This window comes from Clostridium weizhouense, assembly GCF_019431045.1.
Classification (GTDB): domain Bacteria; phylum Bacillota; class Clostridia; order Clostridiales; family Clostridiaceae; genus Clostridium; species Clostridium weizhouense.
This window is the reverse complement of record NZ_JAHXPT010000017.1, coordinates 23,391-41,414: the sequence shown is the minus strand read 5'-3', so window position 1 is coordinate 41,414 and position 18,024 is coordinate 23,391. Positions and strand designations below refer to the sequence as shown.

At 24.6% G+C, this 18,024-nt stretch carries 20 protein-coding genes and 1 pseudogene; 7 read left to right on the top strand and 14 right to left on the bottom strand.

Going from position 1 to position 18,024, the window contains the following annotated elements:
- Positions 1–67: 67 nt before the first annotated feature.
- The 7 genes from KYD98_RS16480 to KYD98_RS16450 all read right to left on the bottom strand — a co-directional run bounded on the left by KYD98_RS16480 (position 68) and on the right by KYD98_RS16450 (position 4,813).
- Entirely contained in the window at positions 68–766 is a 699-nt protein-coding gene (locus KYD98_RS16480; protein WP_219781143.1) for a Fic family protein, read from the bottom strand.
- 149 nt (positions 767–915) lie between these two features.
- The gene (locus tag KYD98_RS16475; protein ID WP_219781142.1) at positions 916–1,215 is read right to left on the bottom strand and encodes a CopG family transcriptional regulator; all 300 of its coding nucleotides are present in this window, start codon (positions 1,213–1,215) and stop codon (positions 916–918) included.
- Between the two features lie 94 nt (positions 1,216–1,309).
- Entirely contained in the window at positions 1,310–2,062 is a 753-nt protein-coding gene (locus KYD98_RS16470) for a ParA family protein (protein ID WP_219781141.1), read from the bottom strand.
- 251 nt (positions 2,063–2,313) lie between these two features.
- Positions 2,314–3,111: a hypothetical protein gene (locus tag KYD98_RS16465; RefSeq protein ID WP_219781140.1), complete on the bottom strand. Its 798-nt coding sequence runs from the start codon at positions 3,109–3,111 to the stop codon at positions 2,314–2,316.
- A 160-nt stretch (positions 3,112–3,271) separates the two neighbouring features.
- Positions 3,272–3,742, bottom strand: coding sequence for a hypothetical protein (locus tag KYD98_RS16460; RefSeq protein ID WP_219781139.1), 471 nt, complete (start codon positions 3,740–3,742; stop codon positions 3,272–3,274).
- A gap of 20 nt (positions 3,743–3,762) precedes the next feature.
- Positions 3,763–4,560 carry a hypothetical protein gene (locus KYD98_RS16455; RefSeq protein ID WP_219781138.1) on the bottom strand — a complete coding sequence of 266 codons (798 nt, stop codon included), beginning with the start codon at positions 4,558–4,560 and terminating at the stop codon, positions 3,763–3,765.
- A 10-nt stretch (positions 4,561–4,570) separates the two neighbouring features.
- Positions 4,571–4,813, bottom strand: coding sequence for a hypothetical protein (locus tag KYD98_RS16450; protein WP_219781137.1), 243 nt, complete (start codon positions 4,811–4,813; stop codon positions 4,571–4,573).
- A gap of 533 nt (positions 4,814–5,346) precedes the next feature.
- Here KYD98_RS16450 and KYD98_RS16445 point away from each other — a divergent pair.
- Complete coding sequence (locus KYD98_RS16445; RefSeq protein WP_219781136.1) at positions 5,347–6,624, top strand: AAA family ATPase; 1,278 nt, start codon at positions 5,347–5,349, stop codon at positions 6,622–6,624.
- Positions 6,615–7,340, top strand: coding sequence for an RloB family protein (locus KYD98_RS16440; RefSeq protein ID WP_219781135.1), 726 nt, complete (start codon positions 6,615–6,617; stop codon positions 7,338–7,340). The genes KYD98_RS16445 and KYD98_RS16440 overlap by 10 nt, the downstream gene beginning before the upstream one ends.
- A gap of 107 nt (positions 7,341–7,447) precedes the next feature.
- Here the strand turns inward: KYD98_RS16440 and KYD98_RS18300 are convergent.
- The 3 genes and pseudogenes from KYD98_RS18300 to KYD98_RS16425 form a co-directional block, all read right to left on the bottom strand.
- Positions 7,448–7,558 (bottom strand): annotated as a pseudogene (locus KYD98_RS18300) (ParA family protein); the annotation flags it as partial.
- A gap of 195 nt (positions 7,559–7,753) precedes the next feature.
- Entirely contained in the window at positions 7,754–8,227 is a 474-nt protein-coding gene (locus KYD98_RS16430; protein WP_219781133.1) for a hypothetical protein, read from the bottom strand.
- The gene (locus KYD98_RS16425; RefSeq protein ID WP_219781132.1) at positions 8,224–8,688 is read right to left on the bottom strand and encodes a DUF3990 domain-containing protein; all 465 of its coding nucleotides are present in this window, start codon (positions 8,686–8,688) and stop codon (positions 8,224–8,226) included. The genes KYD98_RS16430 and KYD98_RS16425 overlap by 4 nt, the downstream gene beginning before the upstream one ends.
- 833 nt (positions 8,689–9,521) lie before the next feature.
- Here KYD98_RS16425 and KYD98_RS16420 point away from each other — a divergent pair.
- From KYD98_RS16420 to KYD98_RS16405, 5 genes are all read left to right on the top strand, one after another.
- Positions 9,522–10,313, top strand: coding sequence for a hypothetical protein (locus KYD98_RS16420; protein ID WP_219781131.1), 792 nt, complete (start codon positions 9,522–9,524; stop codon positions 10,311–10,313).
- The gene (locus KYD98_RS18295; RefSeq protein WP_258049890.1) at positions 10,300–10,422 is read left to right on the top strand and encodes a hypothetical protein; all 123 of its coding nucleotides are present in this window, start codon (positions 10,300–10,302) and stop codon (positions 10,420–10,422) included. The genes KYD98_RS16420 and KYD98_RS18295 overlap by 14 nt, the downstream gene beginning before the upstream one ends.
- A 77-nt stretch (positions 10,423–10,499) precedes the next feature.
- Positions 10,500–10,748 carry a hypothetical protein gene (locus tag KYD98_RS16415; RefSeq protein WP_219781130.1) on the top strand — a complete coding sequence of 83 codons (249 nt, stop codon included), beginning with the start codon at positions 10,500–10,502 and terminating at the stop codon, positions 10,746–10,748.
- Positions 10,749–10,752: 4 nt separating this feature from the next.
- Positions 10,753–11,166 carry a hypothetical protein gene (locus KYD98_RS16410; RefSeq protein WP_219781129.1) on the top strand — a complete coding sequence of 138 codons (414 nt, stop codon included), beginning with the start codon at positions 10,753–10,755 and terminating at the stop codon, positions 11,164–11,166.
- Positions 11,163–12,014 (top strand): hypothetical protein, encoded by an 852-nt coding sequence (locus KYD98_RS16405; protein WP_219781128.1) that lies wholly within the window; start codon positions 11,163–11,165, stop codon positions 12,012–12,014. Before KYD98_RS16410 ends, KYD98_RS16405 begins: the two co-directional genes overlap by 4 nt.
- A 134-nt stretch (positions 12,015–12,148) precedes the next feature.
- Here KYD98_RS16405 and KYD98_RS16400 read toward each other — a convergent pair whose 3' ends face one another.
- The 4 genes from KYD98_RS16400 to KYD98_RS16385 form a co-directional block, all read right to left on the bottom strand.
- Positions 12,149–14,059, bottom strand: a complete 1,911-nt coding sequence (locus KYD98_RS16400) for an insecticidal delta-endotoxin domain-containing protein (protein ID WP_219781127.1) — start codon at positions 14,057–14,059, stop codon at positions 12,149–12,151.
- 589 nt (positions 14,060–14,648) lie between these two features.
- Entirely contained in the window at positions 14,649–14,963 is a 315-nt protein-coding gene (locus KYD98_RS16395) for a hypothetical protein (RefSeq protein ID WP_219781126.1), read from the bottom strand.
- Between the two features lie 27 nt (positions 14,964–14,990).
- Entirely contained in the window at positions 14,991–15,314 is a 324-nt protein-coding gene (locus tag KYD98_RS16390) for a DeoR family transcriptional regulator (RefSeq protein ID WP_219781125.1), read from the bottom strand.
- Positions 15,315–16,034: 720 nt separating this feature from the next.
- A complete protein-coding gene (locus KYD98_RS16385; protein ID WP_219781124.1) occupies positions 16,035–17,378 on the bottom strand; it encodes a helix-turn-helix domain-containing protein in 1,344 nt (447 codons plus the stop codon).
- Positions 17,379–18,024: the final 646 nt, after the last annotated feature.

Sequence of the window (18,024 nt, the reverse complement as noted above, 5' to 3'; positions counted from 1 at the left end):
AAACTTGATGAAACTCTATAAATTAATTTTATATCTAAAAAAGGCAACCAAATATAGGTTGCCTTAACTAAAACATATTTCTATTTATTTCAATAAAATCTTTTTGTTTATTTAAATAATTTACTAGTGGATCTACATTAGTACTAGTTGAGTCTGCTAATGCCTTTTTATATTCTTCTGAACTTTCACCATTCATATATTTAAGAGGTAATTTATTTTCTAACAGTTGTTTTAAAAATATAAAACGTCCTATTCTCCCATTACCATCTTGAAATGGATGTATTTGTTCAAATAAAAGGTGAAATCTAGCAATATCTTCTAATTTAATATTTTCTAAACTATTATATTCATTTATTAAGTTTAATAATTTGCTTTCAACTTCTAAAGGATCAGCTGTATTAAAATTAGCCCCTAATATTTTATTTTGATACTTCTTAAAGACTCCTGCTAATCCTAAGTCATATAATCTAGTCCTATACATTAAACTAGAATGCCACTCTTTTATCATTGATAATGACACTGGTTCATTTAAAGAATCAATAACTAAATTAAATGTATAGAATGAGTTAACTGTTTCTTGAACATCATCTAAAGTATGAGTTCCTGTAACTATATTCTTTTCCATTAACATTTGAAGTGCTTCTGTCGTGAATGTACTCCCTTCAATTTTATTTGAATGATAAATAAAATCATATTTTAAAATTTGATTTAACGAATTGTTGATTCCATTGGTTTCTTTAAGTACTTTTAAAAATCTATCATACATTTTAGTATACCTCTTACATAATATTATTATAAATATATTATTACATATCTTAACTACTATACAATAACAAATTTACATGGTCTTTGTATAATTACTTTTTCAAATTAAAATCTATGAAATTATATAAAAGTCTATTTCAGTTAACATTTTTAATCTGTAATTTCTAAATTATCTATACAATATTGTATCATCATTAAAATCAATTCATTTCTAGAATATTTAGTCTTCTTACATATATCATCTAAATCTTTTTGCATTTTTGCATCCACATAAAGAGGAAATGATTTTCTAACACTTTTATCTTCTTTTTTCTTGCCGATTTTAAATTTCTTTAGATCCGTTTCTTCTTCTGCACTTTTAATATCATTTTTAATATTATTATCTAAATTTGATGTTTTATTTTCCTTTTTAATATTACTTTTAATATTACTTTTTAAATCAATACTCATTGTTAATATCACCCTTTAATATTATATTTTAATATATTTATTAATATTGAATTTTAATATCTAATATTAATACTTAATATTATTATTTACATAATTATTTCATACGCTTAATTATCTCATAATATAGCTCTTTATAAGGTTTAGCATAATTACTATTATAATCTTGCATTGTTTTATTCATAGTTGCAGCTTCTTTAAATTTTACACTATTATATATTATTGTTTTAAAAATATCATCCTTAAATTCTTCTGTAATAACCTCATTTATCTGTTTAGAAAATATGGTCTTTTTATCAAAATTATTTCTTAATATTCCTAGTAACTTTAAGCTATTATTTACACCATTATCTTTTATGTTTTTAACTAGATTATCAACTAAATTTAACCCTTGCAACGCACTTGTGCTGTTATCTATTACCTCAATATAATAGTTACTTAAACACATTGCATTCATTGTACATAATCCTAAAAATGGTGAGTTATCTATTATAACTACATGATAATTATGTTTAAATCTTTCAAATTTATTTTTTAAAATTGTTTCTCTTGTTATCTTATTATGAAGCTCACTTTCTAATACAGCTGATTCAATTACATTTGGAATTACATCAATCCATTCATCATACTGTGCTATACAATCCTCAAAATTCACTTTAGAATTAGAATATAAATCATATAAATTATATTCAGATTCTACATTTAAGATCTGGCTTAAATTAGATTGTGAGTCGTTATCTATTAATAATACTCTGTGACCTTGCTTTGCAAACTGTCCAGCTAAATTAATGGCAGTTGTAGTCTTTCCTACTCCACCTTTGACATTGATTATAGATATAATATCATGCATTTATATTTCACCTCTTTATTAAATATTTAGATTTAATATTATAGTTTGATATTAAAATATCATATTATTATTAAATTGTAAACTATAATATTAATATTAAATATTAATATTATAATAAAAAATAGCAATAAGGATATTTCCCTATTGCCATTTAATTATTTTAAATAATAATAAGCAGGATAACTCCAATTAACATAATGTAAACATTAACTTATAAGCATATTAAAATATGCTAAATATATATATTTAATTTAATAATTTTTAGGTTTTTCAATGATATCTAATAATAGTAATATTATTGCTACTAAATTAAATATCCATGAGTTAAATTGTGGGAAAAAATAAGTTGAAACACATCCTAGTAAAAGGATGATTTTTGTAATTCTAACTATTAAGTGGAAATCCCACTGTCTTTTTTCTATTCCAACTACATTATCAGTAAATTTAATTTTCAAATATAAATTATATAATGCTCCATCTAATTTATATTCACTACCACTTTCATTGTCATTATAATACTTTATGAACTCTGCACATAATTTAGAAAAACCTTGACGATTATCATATACAAACTTATTAGCAAGTCCTTTATTAGAATTATCTTGAAGTATTCTATACATACAGTTGTTAGCATTTTGAAAATGTGAAATCTCTTCATTTTTATTTTCATGCATATATGTTTTGGTAACAAAAGATCTAAATAAATCTACTAAATCATAGTATATTAAGTTTGATTTCACTTCATTTTTTGCAAATAACTCTAAATATTTTGTGAATACTTCTTGGTTGCTTTCACTTTCAATGATTAAATTATTTCTTATTCTCTCGCTAATGGATAATGCTAATATAGGTACAATTAAGCCTGACATCATACAAAAGGATAGAATTTTTATTAGCATACCTGAGATATTTATCCATGTACTTAGTATAGTAAATATAGTAAAAAAAACAGTTGATACTATTGCCATAATTGAAAATGGCAATACTCCAAAAGTTTTTATTCTAGAATACATTTTAATTTTTTTTATTAAACTTTTTTTATTATTCATAATTTTTTTGCTCCTAACTATTAAAGTTTTATCTACTGTTTATTTATTGTAGTTATACAATTTATCGCTAAAAATTATATATATAAAGCAAGTTCAATAGTATCGCCTTCAAAAAAATTGAGATTGTTGTAAAAGCGATACCTATTGAAGTTGTTATATATTATTTATATGGGCAGAGTAAATAATGAATTATTGGTATTAGATTATAAGATAAGATTATAATTAGTAACACAAAAGTTGTTCCATAGAAACAAACTAATGTTTTTAAAAACATAGTCTTTAAAATACTACCAACTTCCATTTCAAATCTATGTGCATTTAGATTATATAAAAAATCAATATTATTATTAAGACGTTCTGTAATTACCCAATCATATAATTTTCTATACAATCTTTCAGTTCTCAGAAAATATGCATTTAAACACCAAAATGTAAATGTTATGACAATTAGTAGAATATTTATAAAAATAACATTAGTTGATTTTGCTGTAACAGCTAATATTACTGCAATTAATGATACCAACCAACCTTTTAACTGAAAAGAATTTTGACTCATTCTTAATATACATGCCTGAATTAAATCAATTTCTTTATGAAGAGTTTCTTTTAAATCTATACTTATATCATTCATTTTAATGATTTCCTCCACGCTTAATGAATATGTGTTATTTGATATAGTTTGTCCAAAGCATCTGTTGGATTATTAGGATAGCTTGTTTCATAACATTTATGAAGATTATTTAAATTTGATTCTGATAGTTTAACTAGATGTTTTAAATCTATATCATATGTAGGTTTAAAAGTTTTTTGAGCATTTTCTATAAACTGTATACCATTAGTTGATTTTTTTAAAGTAAATCGTTTAGGTGTATTTTTTCTTAACATTTTAGTAGACATGATTTCAGAGTAAATCCAAGGTGAACGAGTTTGTGTAGAAATGATATCTTTGGCTTTTAATGTTGATTTATCAGTATTTAAGAATAGTATGCATTCTGTTTTATCTATCATTTTTGTTAAAGCAGTTGAAAGCATCATATGAACATGACTTGTAGAATAATTTCTTTTATCATAATCATAAGATTGTCCATTAGAATGCTTACAATATTCCTCATCAATATCTTTTAACAAGTCATTACAATACCCCCAAACATAAGAATCAATAAATGAAGTTAATTTAAATTTTTTATATAGCCATCCTGCTAAACTAACAGCTAACTCTTCATCGTCATGAGAATGAGATATAAAAATATTACTATTAATTGTTGGAAACCAATCTTCTTGAAGAGCACTACAATCAAGAGAACCATCTGGACCTAAATACGAATCTAAATTCTTAATAACTTCATTTTTTTTGTTATTATAAATTTCTTTACCATAATCATGATATTTATTTAATAACTCTTTGAATGTTGAAGATGTATTAAATGCCAAATTAAAACCTTTATACATAAGCTACCCCCTATCTGTCTTTATTACTTTGAGATAAAATACTCGCAGCTAAAGATTTAGTAGTATCATTATACTTAGAACTTTGAAGTACATGTGAAGCAGTAGTTTCCATAGCTTTACCAGTTTGCTTGTTAGTATGGCTTTGTGATAAAGCTGAACCTGCTAGTTGCTTTTGAATTGCAGATGAATTTGAGTTAGTTAATATTTGTGATGCTAATGATGAAATATTTGAACCAGTTTGTTTTTTATTCATAATTTTTGTGTGACTATATGTATATATACAGTCTACTCCTTTCTGTTTTAAAATTTTAATAATTAATAATGATTATAAAATTTAAAACAGTTAGTAAGGCGCAAATTTTATAATATTTTTACTTAAGATCATATTTTGTCCTCCAAATCTCTGATAGAAAATTGAAGCACATCTATATTTGTGTTATAATTCTGTTGATTTTATTAAATATAGCGTGAGAAAACCTATCAGTGTTTTCTTTAAAAAGGTAGTTGGCGCTGCCTTTTTTTATTTGCTTAAAATAATTAATTTTAATTATTTATATATAAATATTACACTTTTATTGCAATATTTATATATAAAACATTTTCTATCCATGTTTTATTTGTATGTTTATATTAATCCAATCATTGGAAAAAGTCAACCGCTTTTCAAAATAAAATTCGAGTAAAATAAGTTTTATTTATTAATTTTGTATCTTTTTTGCAAAAACATGGTTATAATATACTAAAAAGAACAATATATTTATAAAAACTATTTAACGGAGGATTCAAATGATATTAGAATTTACGGTAAAAAACTTTTTATCTATAAAAGATGAAGTAACTTTAAGTATGGTAGCATCTAAAGATTCTTCATTTGAAGATAATCTTTTACCTTATGAAGATGGAAAAAAAATTAAAAACGCTTTAAAATCAGTTGTTATATATGGCGCCAATGCTTCTGGTAAAAGTAATGTATTAAAGGCATTAAAATTCTTTTCATGGTTTATAAACAAATCTCATGAAATGCAACAAGGGCGTAAAATACCAAGAAATGCTTTTAAGCTTGATAGAAATTGTATAGATGAGCCTAGCGAATTTCAGATAATATTTATTCATAAAAATATAAAATACCTTTATGGTTTTTCTGTAACTGAAGAAGAAGTTATTGAAGAATATTTATATTACTATCCAAACGGTAGACAAAGTACTATCTTTGATAGGAAAAAAGATGAATATACATTTACAATTGATGTAGAACGTCAGACAGAATTAAAAAATAAATTTCATTCAAAAAATAAATTATTTATTGCAACAGAAAGTTTATGGGAATATGAGAAAGCAAAAATTCCATTTGAATGGCTTAGTAACTATTTAAATATTTTTATTAATCATGATAAATTGGAAGGATATACTGGATCAAAAATGCATAATGATGAAAAAATTAATGTACTTGTAAAAAAATATATAAAGCTTGCAGATGTAGGTATAGATAATGTAGATATAAAGTTAAGAAAAGCACAAGACATATTAAGTTCAGATTTATATAACGTAATCCCTGATGATGCTAAAGCTGAAATATTAAATAAAATACAAGATCGTGATGTTTTAGACATTAAAATGATTCATAGCATTGAAGATGAAAGTGGAAATATTATAAATTATAAATTTGATTTAAATGAAGAATCAGATGGAACACAAAAGTTTTTTGGACTTTTAGGTCCTTGGGTTGATGCATTATTAAATGGATATACAATTGTAATTGATGAGCTTGATATTAGACTTCATACACTTTTAGTAAAAAAACTTATACAAATGTTTTTAGATCCTGAGATTAATAAAAATAATGCACAATTAATATTCTCAACTCATGATACTAATCTTCTTGATTCAGATCTTTTAAGACGTGATCAGGTTTGGTTTACTGAAAAGAAAGAAGATAAAAGCACTGACTTATATTCTTTATATGACTTTAGAGGAGTAAGAAAGAATGTAAGTATAGAAAAAGGATACCTTCAAGGAAAGTATGGTGCTATTCCAGTATTAAAAGGTGATTGGCAATGGGATTAAAAAGAAGTGCTGAAAAGCCAAGAGAACAACTTAGGAAAAAAAGAAAGTTAAATCCTACAATAGTAATCATATGCGAAGGTAAAGATACTGAAACAATATATCTTGATAATTTTAATTCAAAGTATACTAAAGTAGATGTTAGAATTGCTGATAAAAATTCAAAAGGTAAAAATAAGGGTAAGGCTACAGATCCCGAAAACTTAGTTAAAAAAGCTATTGAAATTAAAGAGAAAGATTATGATATAAATGAAGAAGACGGTGATAGAGTTTGGTGCGTATTTGATGTTGATATAAATTATAACAATAATAATGCAATGCAAAGTAAAATAAATGAAATACAAAAGGCTAAAACACTATCAAGCAAAAATAAAATACGACTTGGAATATCAAATCCTTGTTTTGAACTTTGGTATCTTCTACATTTTGAATATACTACTGCTAATCTAAAAAACTATGATGATGTCAAGAAAAGATTAGATAAATATATTAGTAATTATGATAAAAATAAAAATGTTTATAGTGAACTAAAAGATAATCTGACAACTGCAATAAGTAATTCTAAAAAGCTAAAAAAGCATCATGAAAGTTTAGATAAAATATTACCTAATGCTGAAAATGAATATTTAAAAATCAATGCTGAAAGTTTTGTTAAAAGTAATCCTTATACAAATGTTAGCGATTTAATTGAATATATGGAAACTTTAGAGCATAGATAAATTTAAGAATATCTTATAGAAAATTAAATTATAGAATAATGTTAATTTTCTATGGAAAGTGTACTCAAAAAGGTAGAGTCTAATAAAAAGGTCTCTATCTTTTTTTTAATTAATAATACTCTGTGACCTTGCTTTGCAAACTGTCCAGCTAAATTAATGGCAGTTGTAGTCTTTCCTACTCCACCTTTGACATTGATTATAGATATAATATCATGCATTTATATTTCACCTCTTTATTAAATATTTAGATTTAATATTATAGTTTGATATTAAAATATCATATTATTATTAAATTGTAAACTATAATATTAATATTAAATATTAATATTATAATAAAAAATAGCAGCCTAAGAATAGACTGCTACCATTATTAAAAACAATTATTTATACAATGAATAACTATAATTTATTTTTTAATTAAATGATGAATTATAATAAGCTCTAATAATTGTAGGTAATGGTTCATAATATGCACTAGAATTATAATTATCAATGAACTCACAAATTTCAGAATTATATACTCTTATTAAACCATGAATATAATCTTCATTTGGTTCTAATGTATTTACTATTAGTCTTTTATATACTTTTCCCATTTGAGTTTCTGATGGAACTTTTTCAACCAATTCTTTGTCTACATCTAATATATTAAAGTCACCTTTTTTTAAGTTATATTCTTGAATCCAATCATCTACTACCTTTAGTGGATTTTCACAGTGGAGAACACTTGCAACACTAATTTTCTTTGCAAGCTCATCATATCCAATTGCATTAACCACCTCTTTATTTCTTGTATGTAGCGTTCTTGATATTCTTTCAATTATATAGCACATAAAATATAAATCATTTTCCGTGATTTCTTCATCTTTAAAAAATACATTCATCATAAAGAATAACTCCCTTCATATTTTAATGTTTCTAATGCTTTATCATTACAAAAAACTATTTGATGTGTTGGATATTTAAATTTTACCAATATCCAAAAAGCTTCTTTTGTAATGTTTCCTTCTATATAATCTTCTATATAATCCCAAATTGTATCATCTGCCATTGGACCTTCTACTAAATCATAACTATGAGCAATTCCCCTTCTGCACGAAACAACAAAATCTAACCACTGATCTGTCATTTTTTCAAATTTAAGTACAGTTAGTTCACTATTTGCAATATAAGTATATCTATTAACAATATGGTTTGATTTTTTAACTAAAGCCCACCTTTTAGCTTGTTTCTCAATATTTGTACAATAAAAACCAAATCCAAAATCTTTATAAAATCCACTAATTAATACTTTAGGTTTTTCTACCACCATAGCACTACCATGAAATAATTCCATATTCTTTTCCATGTTTCCCTCCAGTAATTAAATGTTTATAGCTTTAAAATATATATTTATTATACTATTTATTATGGCCAATGCATAATTTATATAATACTTCACATAATAAATTATTTTATCTTAAATGTCTTTCTAAAAATTCAGTATCTCTTATACTGTAGTCTTTCCTACTCCACCTTTGACATTGATTATAGATATAATACCATGCATTTATATTTCACCTCTTTATTAAATATTTATATTTAAAATTATAATTTAATATTAAATTATAATATTGTTATTAAATTTTAAAATATAATATTAATATTAGATATTGATATTATAATAGAAAAAGTGGCTATGCCATGTTTCAATGGACAATTTACAGTTGACAGTTGACAATGCACAATTATGGTTGAAAGCCACAGGCTTTCTTAAAAGTATATATTTTAGAAATCACACGGTGATTTGATCCTACATTATCAATTTTAATTAGACATATATAAATGTATATAATAAAATAACCATATATTTGTAAATATAGTATTGGTTAGAGGTGAAGTTTATGAAAAAAAATAACCAATCTTTCATCACCTAAATTATTATTTAAAGTTTTTTCTTTTGAAGTTGACTTTTTATATTGTTCTAATCATAATTTGAAAAAATAAAGTCTATATAGAAATATTTGCTTTTAATATCTAATTTTTGTCATTTAGAGAAATATGTATTTACATAGTTTGGATGTTGTGTAAATATGTAATTGTAGGTAATTATCATTAATTTAAAATCATAAAAATTCATGTAAAAAATAAGGGAAAATCCATAGGATTTTCCCAATTTAATAATATGAAAAGGGGGATAAAATGTTTTTTCAGGAAGTTAAAAGAGGTTTTTCAAGAATTTCTTTTAAAATAGCACTTTTTATAGGAACAGTAGCTTGTATTTTAAGTTCCATTTTAATGAAAACAGAATCATATTCTATTCAATCTTATATAAAAGCATATGAAATATCTTCTTATGATAATTTCATTTTTTTTAATTTAAATTCAATTTCAAACATATTGATATTAATTTTTCCAATTTTAAGTGTTTTAAGTTATTCAGATTCATATTTGGAAGATATAAATAGTGGATTTATAAAATGCATTCATACTAGATATAGTAAAAAGAAATATTTAATGTATAAATTTTTATCTAATTTTGTTGTTGGAGGTTTGGGCTTTGTAATTCCATTAATAATTAATTTTATTATTTTAATTTTAAGTTATCCAAGCTTACCAACACATGCTATATTAGGAAAACAAACTATATTATGTGGAGGATTATTCCCAGCACTTTTTTATACATATCCAATTTTATATATAGCTTTGTGGCTAGTAATATATTTTATGTATGCAGGAGCATTTGCATCTATATCATTAGGGGTAAGTACTATTATAAAAAATAAGTTTGTAGTATTATTTATACCATTTCTTTTATGTAATGTTATAGGAATATTATTAGATATAACTAATAAACATTCTTATTCACCACTTTCATTTTTGTATTTATCAATTAAACAAGATATAAAAGTTATAATTTTGGAATTCATTGGGATTATGATAGTGAGCATGTCTCTATTCTATCTTGGAGGGACTAAAAATGAGATTTATTAAGGAATTTAAATATAAAATAAAAGATATTAGCATGATAAAATTAGAGATTTTAATTTGCAATATATTTATATTAATAGACTTTTTTTGGGTAGGAAGACATCTAATATAATTTTAACCTATAAAATGTTACCAATAATTTTTATAGGTTTTTTCTTGGGTACATGTAGCATTGGGATGTTTATTTCAGTGTTAAAAATAAAATTAACAAATATATATGTATATTTAATAGTAAGTATTATTCTATTTTTTGATGTAACTCAAAGTGAGTTTTCTATAATAACTAGTCAAATGACAATTGTTTTAAAAAATTGGATAAATCCTGTTAGTATTTTATTAAATTATATATATTTATTGTTTATAATTATTGCCTGTTATTTTATAGGAAAAGAATTTATTTTAAATAAAGATTTTATTAATAAAAAATTAGAGGAATAAATATATGAGTAAGAAAAAAGTTATAGGCTCTTTACTAAAAAGAGATATTTTATATAGTTATAAGAAAAATGTTTTTAAATATTTAGGTGTGATATTTATAATATCTATAATTAGTTTTAGTCTAATTAATAACTTAAATAATAGAGAAGATTGTAATATGAGTACAATTATATTCGAATTCTTTAAAGGAATATCTTATGAGAATAACTTTGATAATTTGGATTTTCCTATGATCTGGTTTTTTATTAATAATTTAATAATATTCATAGTAGGAATATATGTAAGTGATGATTTAAAAGTTAATGGCGTTTATTTAATGAGTAGATGTAGCAGACGAGATTTTTGGACAAGTAAAATACTATGTATAACAATAACAAAAGTTATATGGAAAGTATGTAAGTTTAGGGGGAGGACATGATTAAAATAGTTAAAAATAAGAAATTATTTTTCATTGCATTGATAACTTTACTAGTTAGCATAGTTATTATTACTAAAATATATATCAATACAACAGATAATAAAGATAATAATATTGAATTACCAAGTTATGTTGATAGTATCATTATAAATGATGATTTTTTTAATAGCATGAGCGAAAAAGAAGTAATCAATTATAAAATTTTAAATAGTATAGATTTTTTCAAAAATGTTACAGGTAAATATACTTACACTGATAAAATCTCAAAGTATAATGAAGTTGTAAAATATTGTGCTGACATAGAAAACAAAAAATCTTATGTAAGTATAATATCAGATGATGGAAATACAAATGAAGAAATAATATATAAAGATAATATACAAAGACAATTTGATAATATAAAAAATTTATATACTGATTTTCAAGGTACTGAATATGTAGTGAATGAAAATATAAGAAAATTAAAACCAAAAGATAGATATAATAAAAAAAATGGTGAATTTATAGATAGACGTGATGGTGATTTTTTAGTTCAAGATAATATAACATTATTTAATCAAGAAATCCAGTCATATTTAAAAAATTATGATAATTGGGAAATAGAAGGAGATATAGATTATCTAAATAGAAAATCAATATTAATTAATGGTAAGTTAGGTTTCACAGGCAAAAGCGGAGAGAATAAATTTAAAATTATTGTTGATAAAGAAACTGGAATAATTTTAAATTTAGATTTTTTAGATAAGGATAATAACACATTAATGTCAATGGAGACAAATGAAATTAATATTGATAAAAATATAGATCCTTCAATTTTTGAAAAAAGTACAGATGCTTATAAAAATTAGGACATGTTTTAAGTGAATATTGATATATCAAAAAAGGAGCTCCTATATAAGTAGCTCCTAAAATTATCTACAAAATAAATTCTTAATTCATTCTATTTATACTTTTTTCTCCATTATCATCTTTTTCAGTAATATTAATGTTCTGGAATCAATTCAATTTTATCAATTACAAGTTCTGTGTTAGGTGTGTCTCTAATAATACTTAAGTTAGAATTCATCAAAAAACTACCTAGAAATGTAACGTATTCAAAATCTTCATAGCGAAGGTTTTCTAATGTGCCTTCATCCTTCACGGTCCTTTGAACATTCACTGGTGGAACTTTAGTACTTCCCAAACTAACAGCTATTTGAACATTATCGCTCATACTAGCATAGCGAAGACGAATAATAAAATGTGCCTTTAATGATTCTGGATTTGCTGGTGTTAATGTATATGATACGCTTGAATTCATATCATCTAATTTTATCAAATCCCCTCCAGTATATCCGTGTACTCGCAATATAGGGTGTTCTATGTTATCATTATTTGTTTTTATAGCTGGTATTTGTGAGATTTGATCTTCTCTAAATACATTTTGGCTATTAAAACTTTTATGCAACCATGCATGTGAAAATAATGAATGACGTGTATCTCTCCATTCTTGCATTGTAGTCTTTATTTGAAATAATTTATGAGTATAATTACTTACAGTTGGTTCTTCTGATGATTCTCCTGGTAAAAAAAATTCTCTATCAAACCAATAAAAATCATTAGGTCTATTATATAATAATACTGTTCTTTGATTATTTTGTGTATTTATACCAGTAAAATCTGCCTTATGAACTCCCCAATAACTTGCACGAGTTTGATGAATTGCATGAGTCGTCATATCTACTTTAAAAATATCAATATTTCTAGTATTAAAGTTAGTTGATCCAAGGAATCTATCATTATGCCTATAACCATAAGAATATGAAGAAGCATTACTTAGAGTATTTATATTACCAGACCAATACTCTCTAGACGTATTATTAGGAAGAAAATAATAAGCTGTAAAAATTTCTATATTATTTAATAAAGCGGCTCTATTAGATGGAGAAGTTACGAAATTTTCAGTCTGTTGAAAACCATGAAGAACAGTTCCTAGTCTCATTGGCTCTGTATAAAGGATTCTAGATAATTCAACATTTGTTGCTCCTGGATATTTAATAGGATCAAATAATGGGAATAATTCAACAAAGTCTAATACCATTATGGTCATTTCTGTACGATAATTATTAAATCTAGTCCAATCTTCATTACTTGAACCTCTTAACCTGTTTAAACCAGTATTATACCAATTAGTACAATGATTAGTATAAATACTTATACTAGTATCAAGGGCTTCTTTAAAATTACGACTGGCAGGTCGATTTAAAGCAAATGCACCTTCATTTGAAGGCTGAGGGATTAAATTTACTCCACCATATATTATACCATCTTGTAATACCTTTAAATGATATAAGGCAACTTGCACAAAGTTAGGTAATAATAATAGCTCATAACCTTGTAAACTGAAAAAAGAATCTAGTTGAAATCTTAATGAAGCTTCATGGCTTCTTAAGTCCCTGATAAAATCTGCTTCAGACATATTCTTATTTAAATAAAGTTCTAAATTATTAAGATATTGATCATGATTGTTATTTATTGCAGTCATTCTGCTATTTGCTTGCTGTGTTGTATAATTATTTAATTCTTCTAAAATAAGATCTCTTACAAGATCAATAGTAAGATTTACTACATTACGGTTTCTTATTATACTTACAAGATCTCTTATCAATCCTATTCCTCCCCTAGCAGAAGGTTCCCTAACATAAGATATATATTGTTTAGTAAGATTAAGGATAATTCCTATTGCAGCAAATGAAATAGAAGGGGTAATACTTTCAAATTCATTCATAAAATCTTTATAATCAATATTTTTCATCAAAACATCTGAATCATCTTCAAAGGTATCACTATTTAAAATACCCTTATCATTTGGTAAATTATTGAATATTTGATTTTTATTTTGATTTGAATCCATTATTGTTCCTCCTTTATTTTTAAAAATATTTAAATGGCATTTTAAGTTATTATCATATTCAATATCATTTTTTCTTTTGGTAATTTATTAAAATATATACTTTAATAAACTGTTATTATAAATATGAGGGTATAAAAATTAATATTACTATTATATTTTTAGAAATACCCATTATTTTTGTTATTTACATAGTCTATTTTATAAAGTTTCAAATAGTATGTGTTTAGTGTTTATTTAATCATCCATTTTAGATGATTAAATAAAATATTCATTATAGTACTTTAAGTAAATTGCTGACTTTCCTAATATGTATTAATTTAATATTTAAATATTAAACCATAGTATCGCTGTTAAATTTTAAAATGTAATATTAATATTAGATATTAATATCAAAAATTTAAAAACATTAAAAAAGGAGCTACTATATAAGCAGCTCCTAAAATTATCATTAAGTTTTATTATTAGTTATAAATTTTTTATAATCCATAGTCTATTTATTTTTAAATAAATTTTAATGCATTATAGTTTTTTATTCTTAATTAATTATATGTTTCTAAAGATTCTTTCCTTTCAAATGCTTTATATAAATCTAAACAGGAAGAAATTTAATTGTAAACTCTTTACGCTGACTTGTAGAAACATTACAAATGTAAAAATCATTTGAGTCATAATATTTTAAACGAGAACCATTTCTAACTTCATTAAATATCGTATCGTCACTACCACCATTATCTATTGCCATACTAAAAGTAACTTCATTATCAATTACACCATCTACTGTGACCTCAACATCCATAGAACTACAACTACCAAACCATTTCGTAGAGAAATTACCACTTGTTCGACTTCTCTGTTCATCTAAACGTGCATTACTTGATACTACAACTGCAATTGGTCTAATCATAATCAATCCTCCTTGTAATTATTTATATTACTGATTTACATATGGTTTAATTGTAACCATAAAATCTTTATTATGTGGACTTCTAACCTCACAAATATAAAGAGAGCTACTATCAATAAAATCCAATTCTTTATTATTGCATACATCCCTCGCTTTTGTAGGGTCACTTCCACTTTTATCTTCGGCTATATTAAAAACAATACTATTATCAATCTGGCCATCAACCGTAACTTCTACTAACATTTGATGGGGTCCCCCATACCATTTAGTGGAGAAATTACCACTTGCTCGACTGCTTTGACCTTCTAGTGGTCTTGACTGTGATACAATAATTCCAATAGGTCTATCCATAAAAATTATCCTCCTTAAAAAATAATACTCTTGAGCACCTGATAACTTCGAGGTTTATGCTCTATTTACCTGAAAAAATTCTATAGCTATTCATTTGTGGATGTAATATAAGTATCCAAATGTCATGTAATTATAACTTTTCGAAACTTCTTTAAATTTAGTATTAACACAGCATATCAATGCCTGTATTACATTCCATTATATTAAATGAATATATTATATATGTTATAAAATCGTTAAAAATATTTTCCCTCAGGAAGAAATTTTCACAGTAAAATCTTATATTAAAAAAATACAAAAACCCCAATACAAAACTATTTTTCTCAATGATGGTGTTTAGGGAACATTCGTGTCATGTCCTGAAATCTAACAAGTTTTCTTCTATCCTTTTTATTTGGTCCTATTATAATTATAAGACAGTGTTTTTTTTTTAAGTAAACAGGCCAACACAAAATTAATATAAGAGGACATTTCATGCAACATCATTAATAAATGTTTATAACTTCTACTTATTTCACCTCTATTAATTCCTAATTCTTTTGCTACTTGATTCATATTATAACCTTTATTTATTAATTCTTTTATCTTCTTTTCCCGTTCTCTTTTTTTGTTGCTCCCCTTTTAATTATGCCCTAGTAGTGCTATCAGGATATCAATTTTTCTAAAAAAAAAGTAAACAGGCTAACGCCCCATTAATATAAGGGGACATTTCATGCAACATCATATAAATAAATGTTTATAACTTCTACTTATTGTACTTCTATTAATCCCTAATTCTTTTGCTACTTGGTTCATATTGTAACCTTTATTTATTAATTCTTTTATCTTCTTTTCCCGTTCTCTTTTTTGTTGCTCTCTTTTAGTTAATCCATCTTCATTTCTTCTCTGTATTTTTCTTTTTTCTTTTTTTCTTCTATTCTTTTCATTTGGTCCTATTATTGTTGTCATGACCTTCATTTCATCATCTGTTATATTTAATTTTTCTATTAATGTTTCATTCTTATAATTATAACCACCACGCTTATAAACTCCGCTTGGGCTATCTAATAGCCACTTTTCATATGCTTTTTCAGCTTGAATAGTTATCTTTTCTACTTCCTTATTAGTTAGTGGCTTTTTAAAGCCTTGGTTAAACTCTAAAGTGTTCTCTAAAGCTTGTTTAGTATCATTAGAATAACAGCAGTTCCAATATCTATAAAGGAAACACATAAACTCTCTTTGGCCTTCTTCTACTAAGTTTCCAATTTCATTTCTACAATATCCATCTCTAATCTCAAGTAGCTTTAATATATCATTAAGTCTTGCATAATGTAGAGAATATAAAGTATAGAAATTTACTATCTTAGATTTTCTACCCCTTCCTTTAAATGCAGGATTCTTAACATATGGAGTTAATTTAGGTAAATAGTTTTCTTGTATATCCTTTAATCTATAAATTAATTTCTCATCATATATATAAAGCTTGGCTCTTTCTCCTGTTTTATGATTTACACTTCCTGCAACTCTCATTATTCTAGCTGAATCAATACTCTTTGAATCAGCGCCCATATTTTTAAGCTTGTCTAAAAAATGTTTTTGAATTGCATTCCAAAGTGGAAGTACTTTTATTGGTACTGGTTCAATAAGCCAGTATACAGCAAGTCCACGCCCTGTAAATATAGCAAAGCTAGGCTCTGGGACATCTTCTCCAAAATAATCGTTTTCTAAATTTTTAAGTACTCTTTCATGATCATATGTACTTAAAGTATCAATATTATAATAATCTATATCTATGTAAAGAGCATTTAATTTTCTTATATTTTCAATCTTTCTTTTAGGCATAAAGAAAGAATTTGGTGTCATATATATATTTGCATTTAAACTTATAGCTTTTCCTATATTATAAGTTAAATCATCTACCTTATAATGATATTGAACATACTCTTTATCTTTTTTAGCAGCTATAGTAATAAATCCATCATCATTATCATGTAACATAGATATATTCTTTATAGCTACTTCCTTATATTTAGGATCAACATTATCATTTAAATCTTCTGTCAAATTTCTAATTGCTCCAAGCAAGATGTCTCCCCCTCTGTTCTTTATACTATAATAAAAAACAAATACTCACTTACTTTTACTCAATTATTGACTTAATATGTCGTATATTGTATAATTTATTCCATATGAAACAATAAAAATAAGTTTGTAATCCCTATGGTGTATAAGTTGTCGACGCTCAATACATTATAGGGGCTTGTTTTTTTTATATAGATTTATTTTAAATTCTACTATTTATAATACAATATTCTGTAGCATTATACAAACTTCTTCTATCTTTCCCATTTTTAACTATATATGCTTACTATTTACTGTTATAATATGGTAAATTACTTGTTTTTCAGATTTTAATAAATATAAATTTATATGGAGTTTAAATAAAAAAGTGGCTGTGCCACGTTTTAATTGACAATGGACAATGTAGGATGAAATCACTCAGTGATTTCTAAATAATATATATTAAAGAAAGCCTATGGCTTTCAACCATAATTGTGCATTGTCAACTGTAAATTGTCCATTGTCCATGGTCCATTGTCAATTCAAAAATATCTCCATAACATTATATTTTTTCAGCCTTTCAGGCTTCTTAAATTCTATAATTTCCTGTAAATTAAAAAAAGATAAAGATCCATAACAATCACAAATCATTATGTCTCTTTATCTTTTC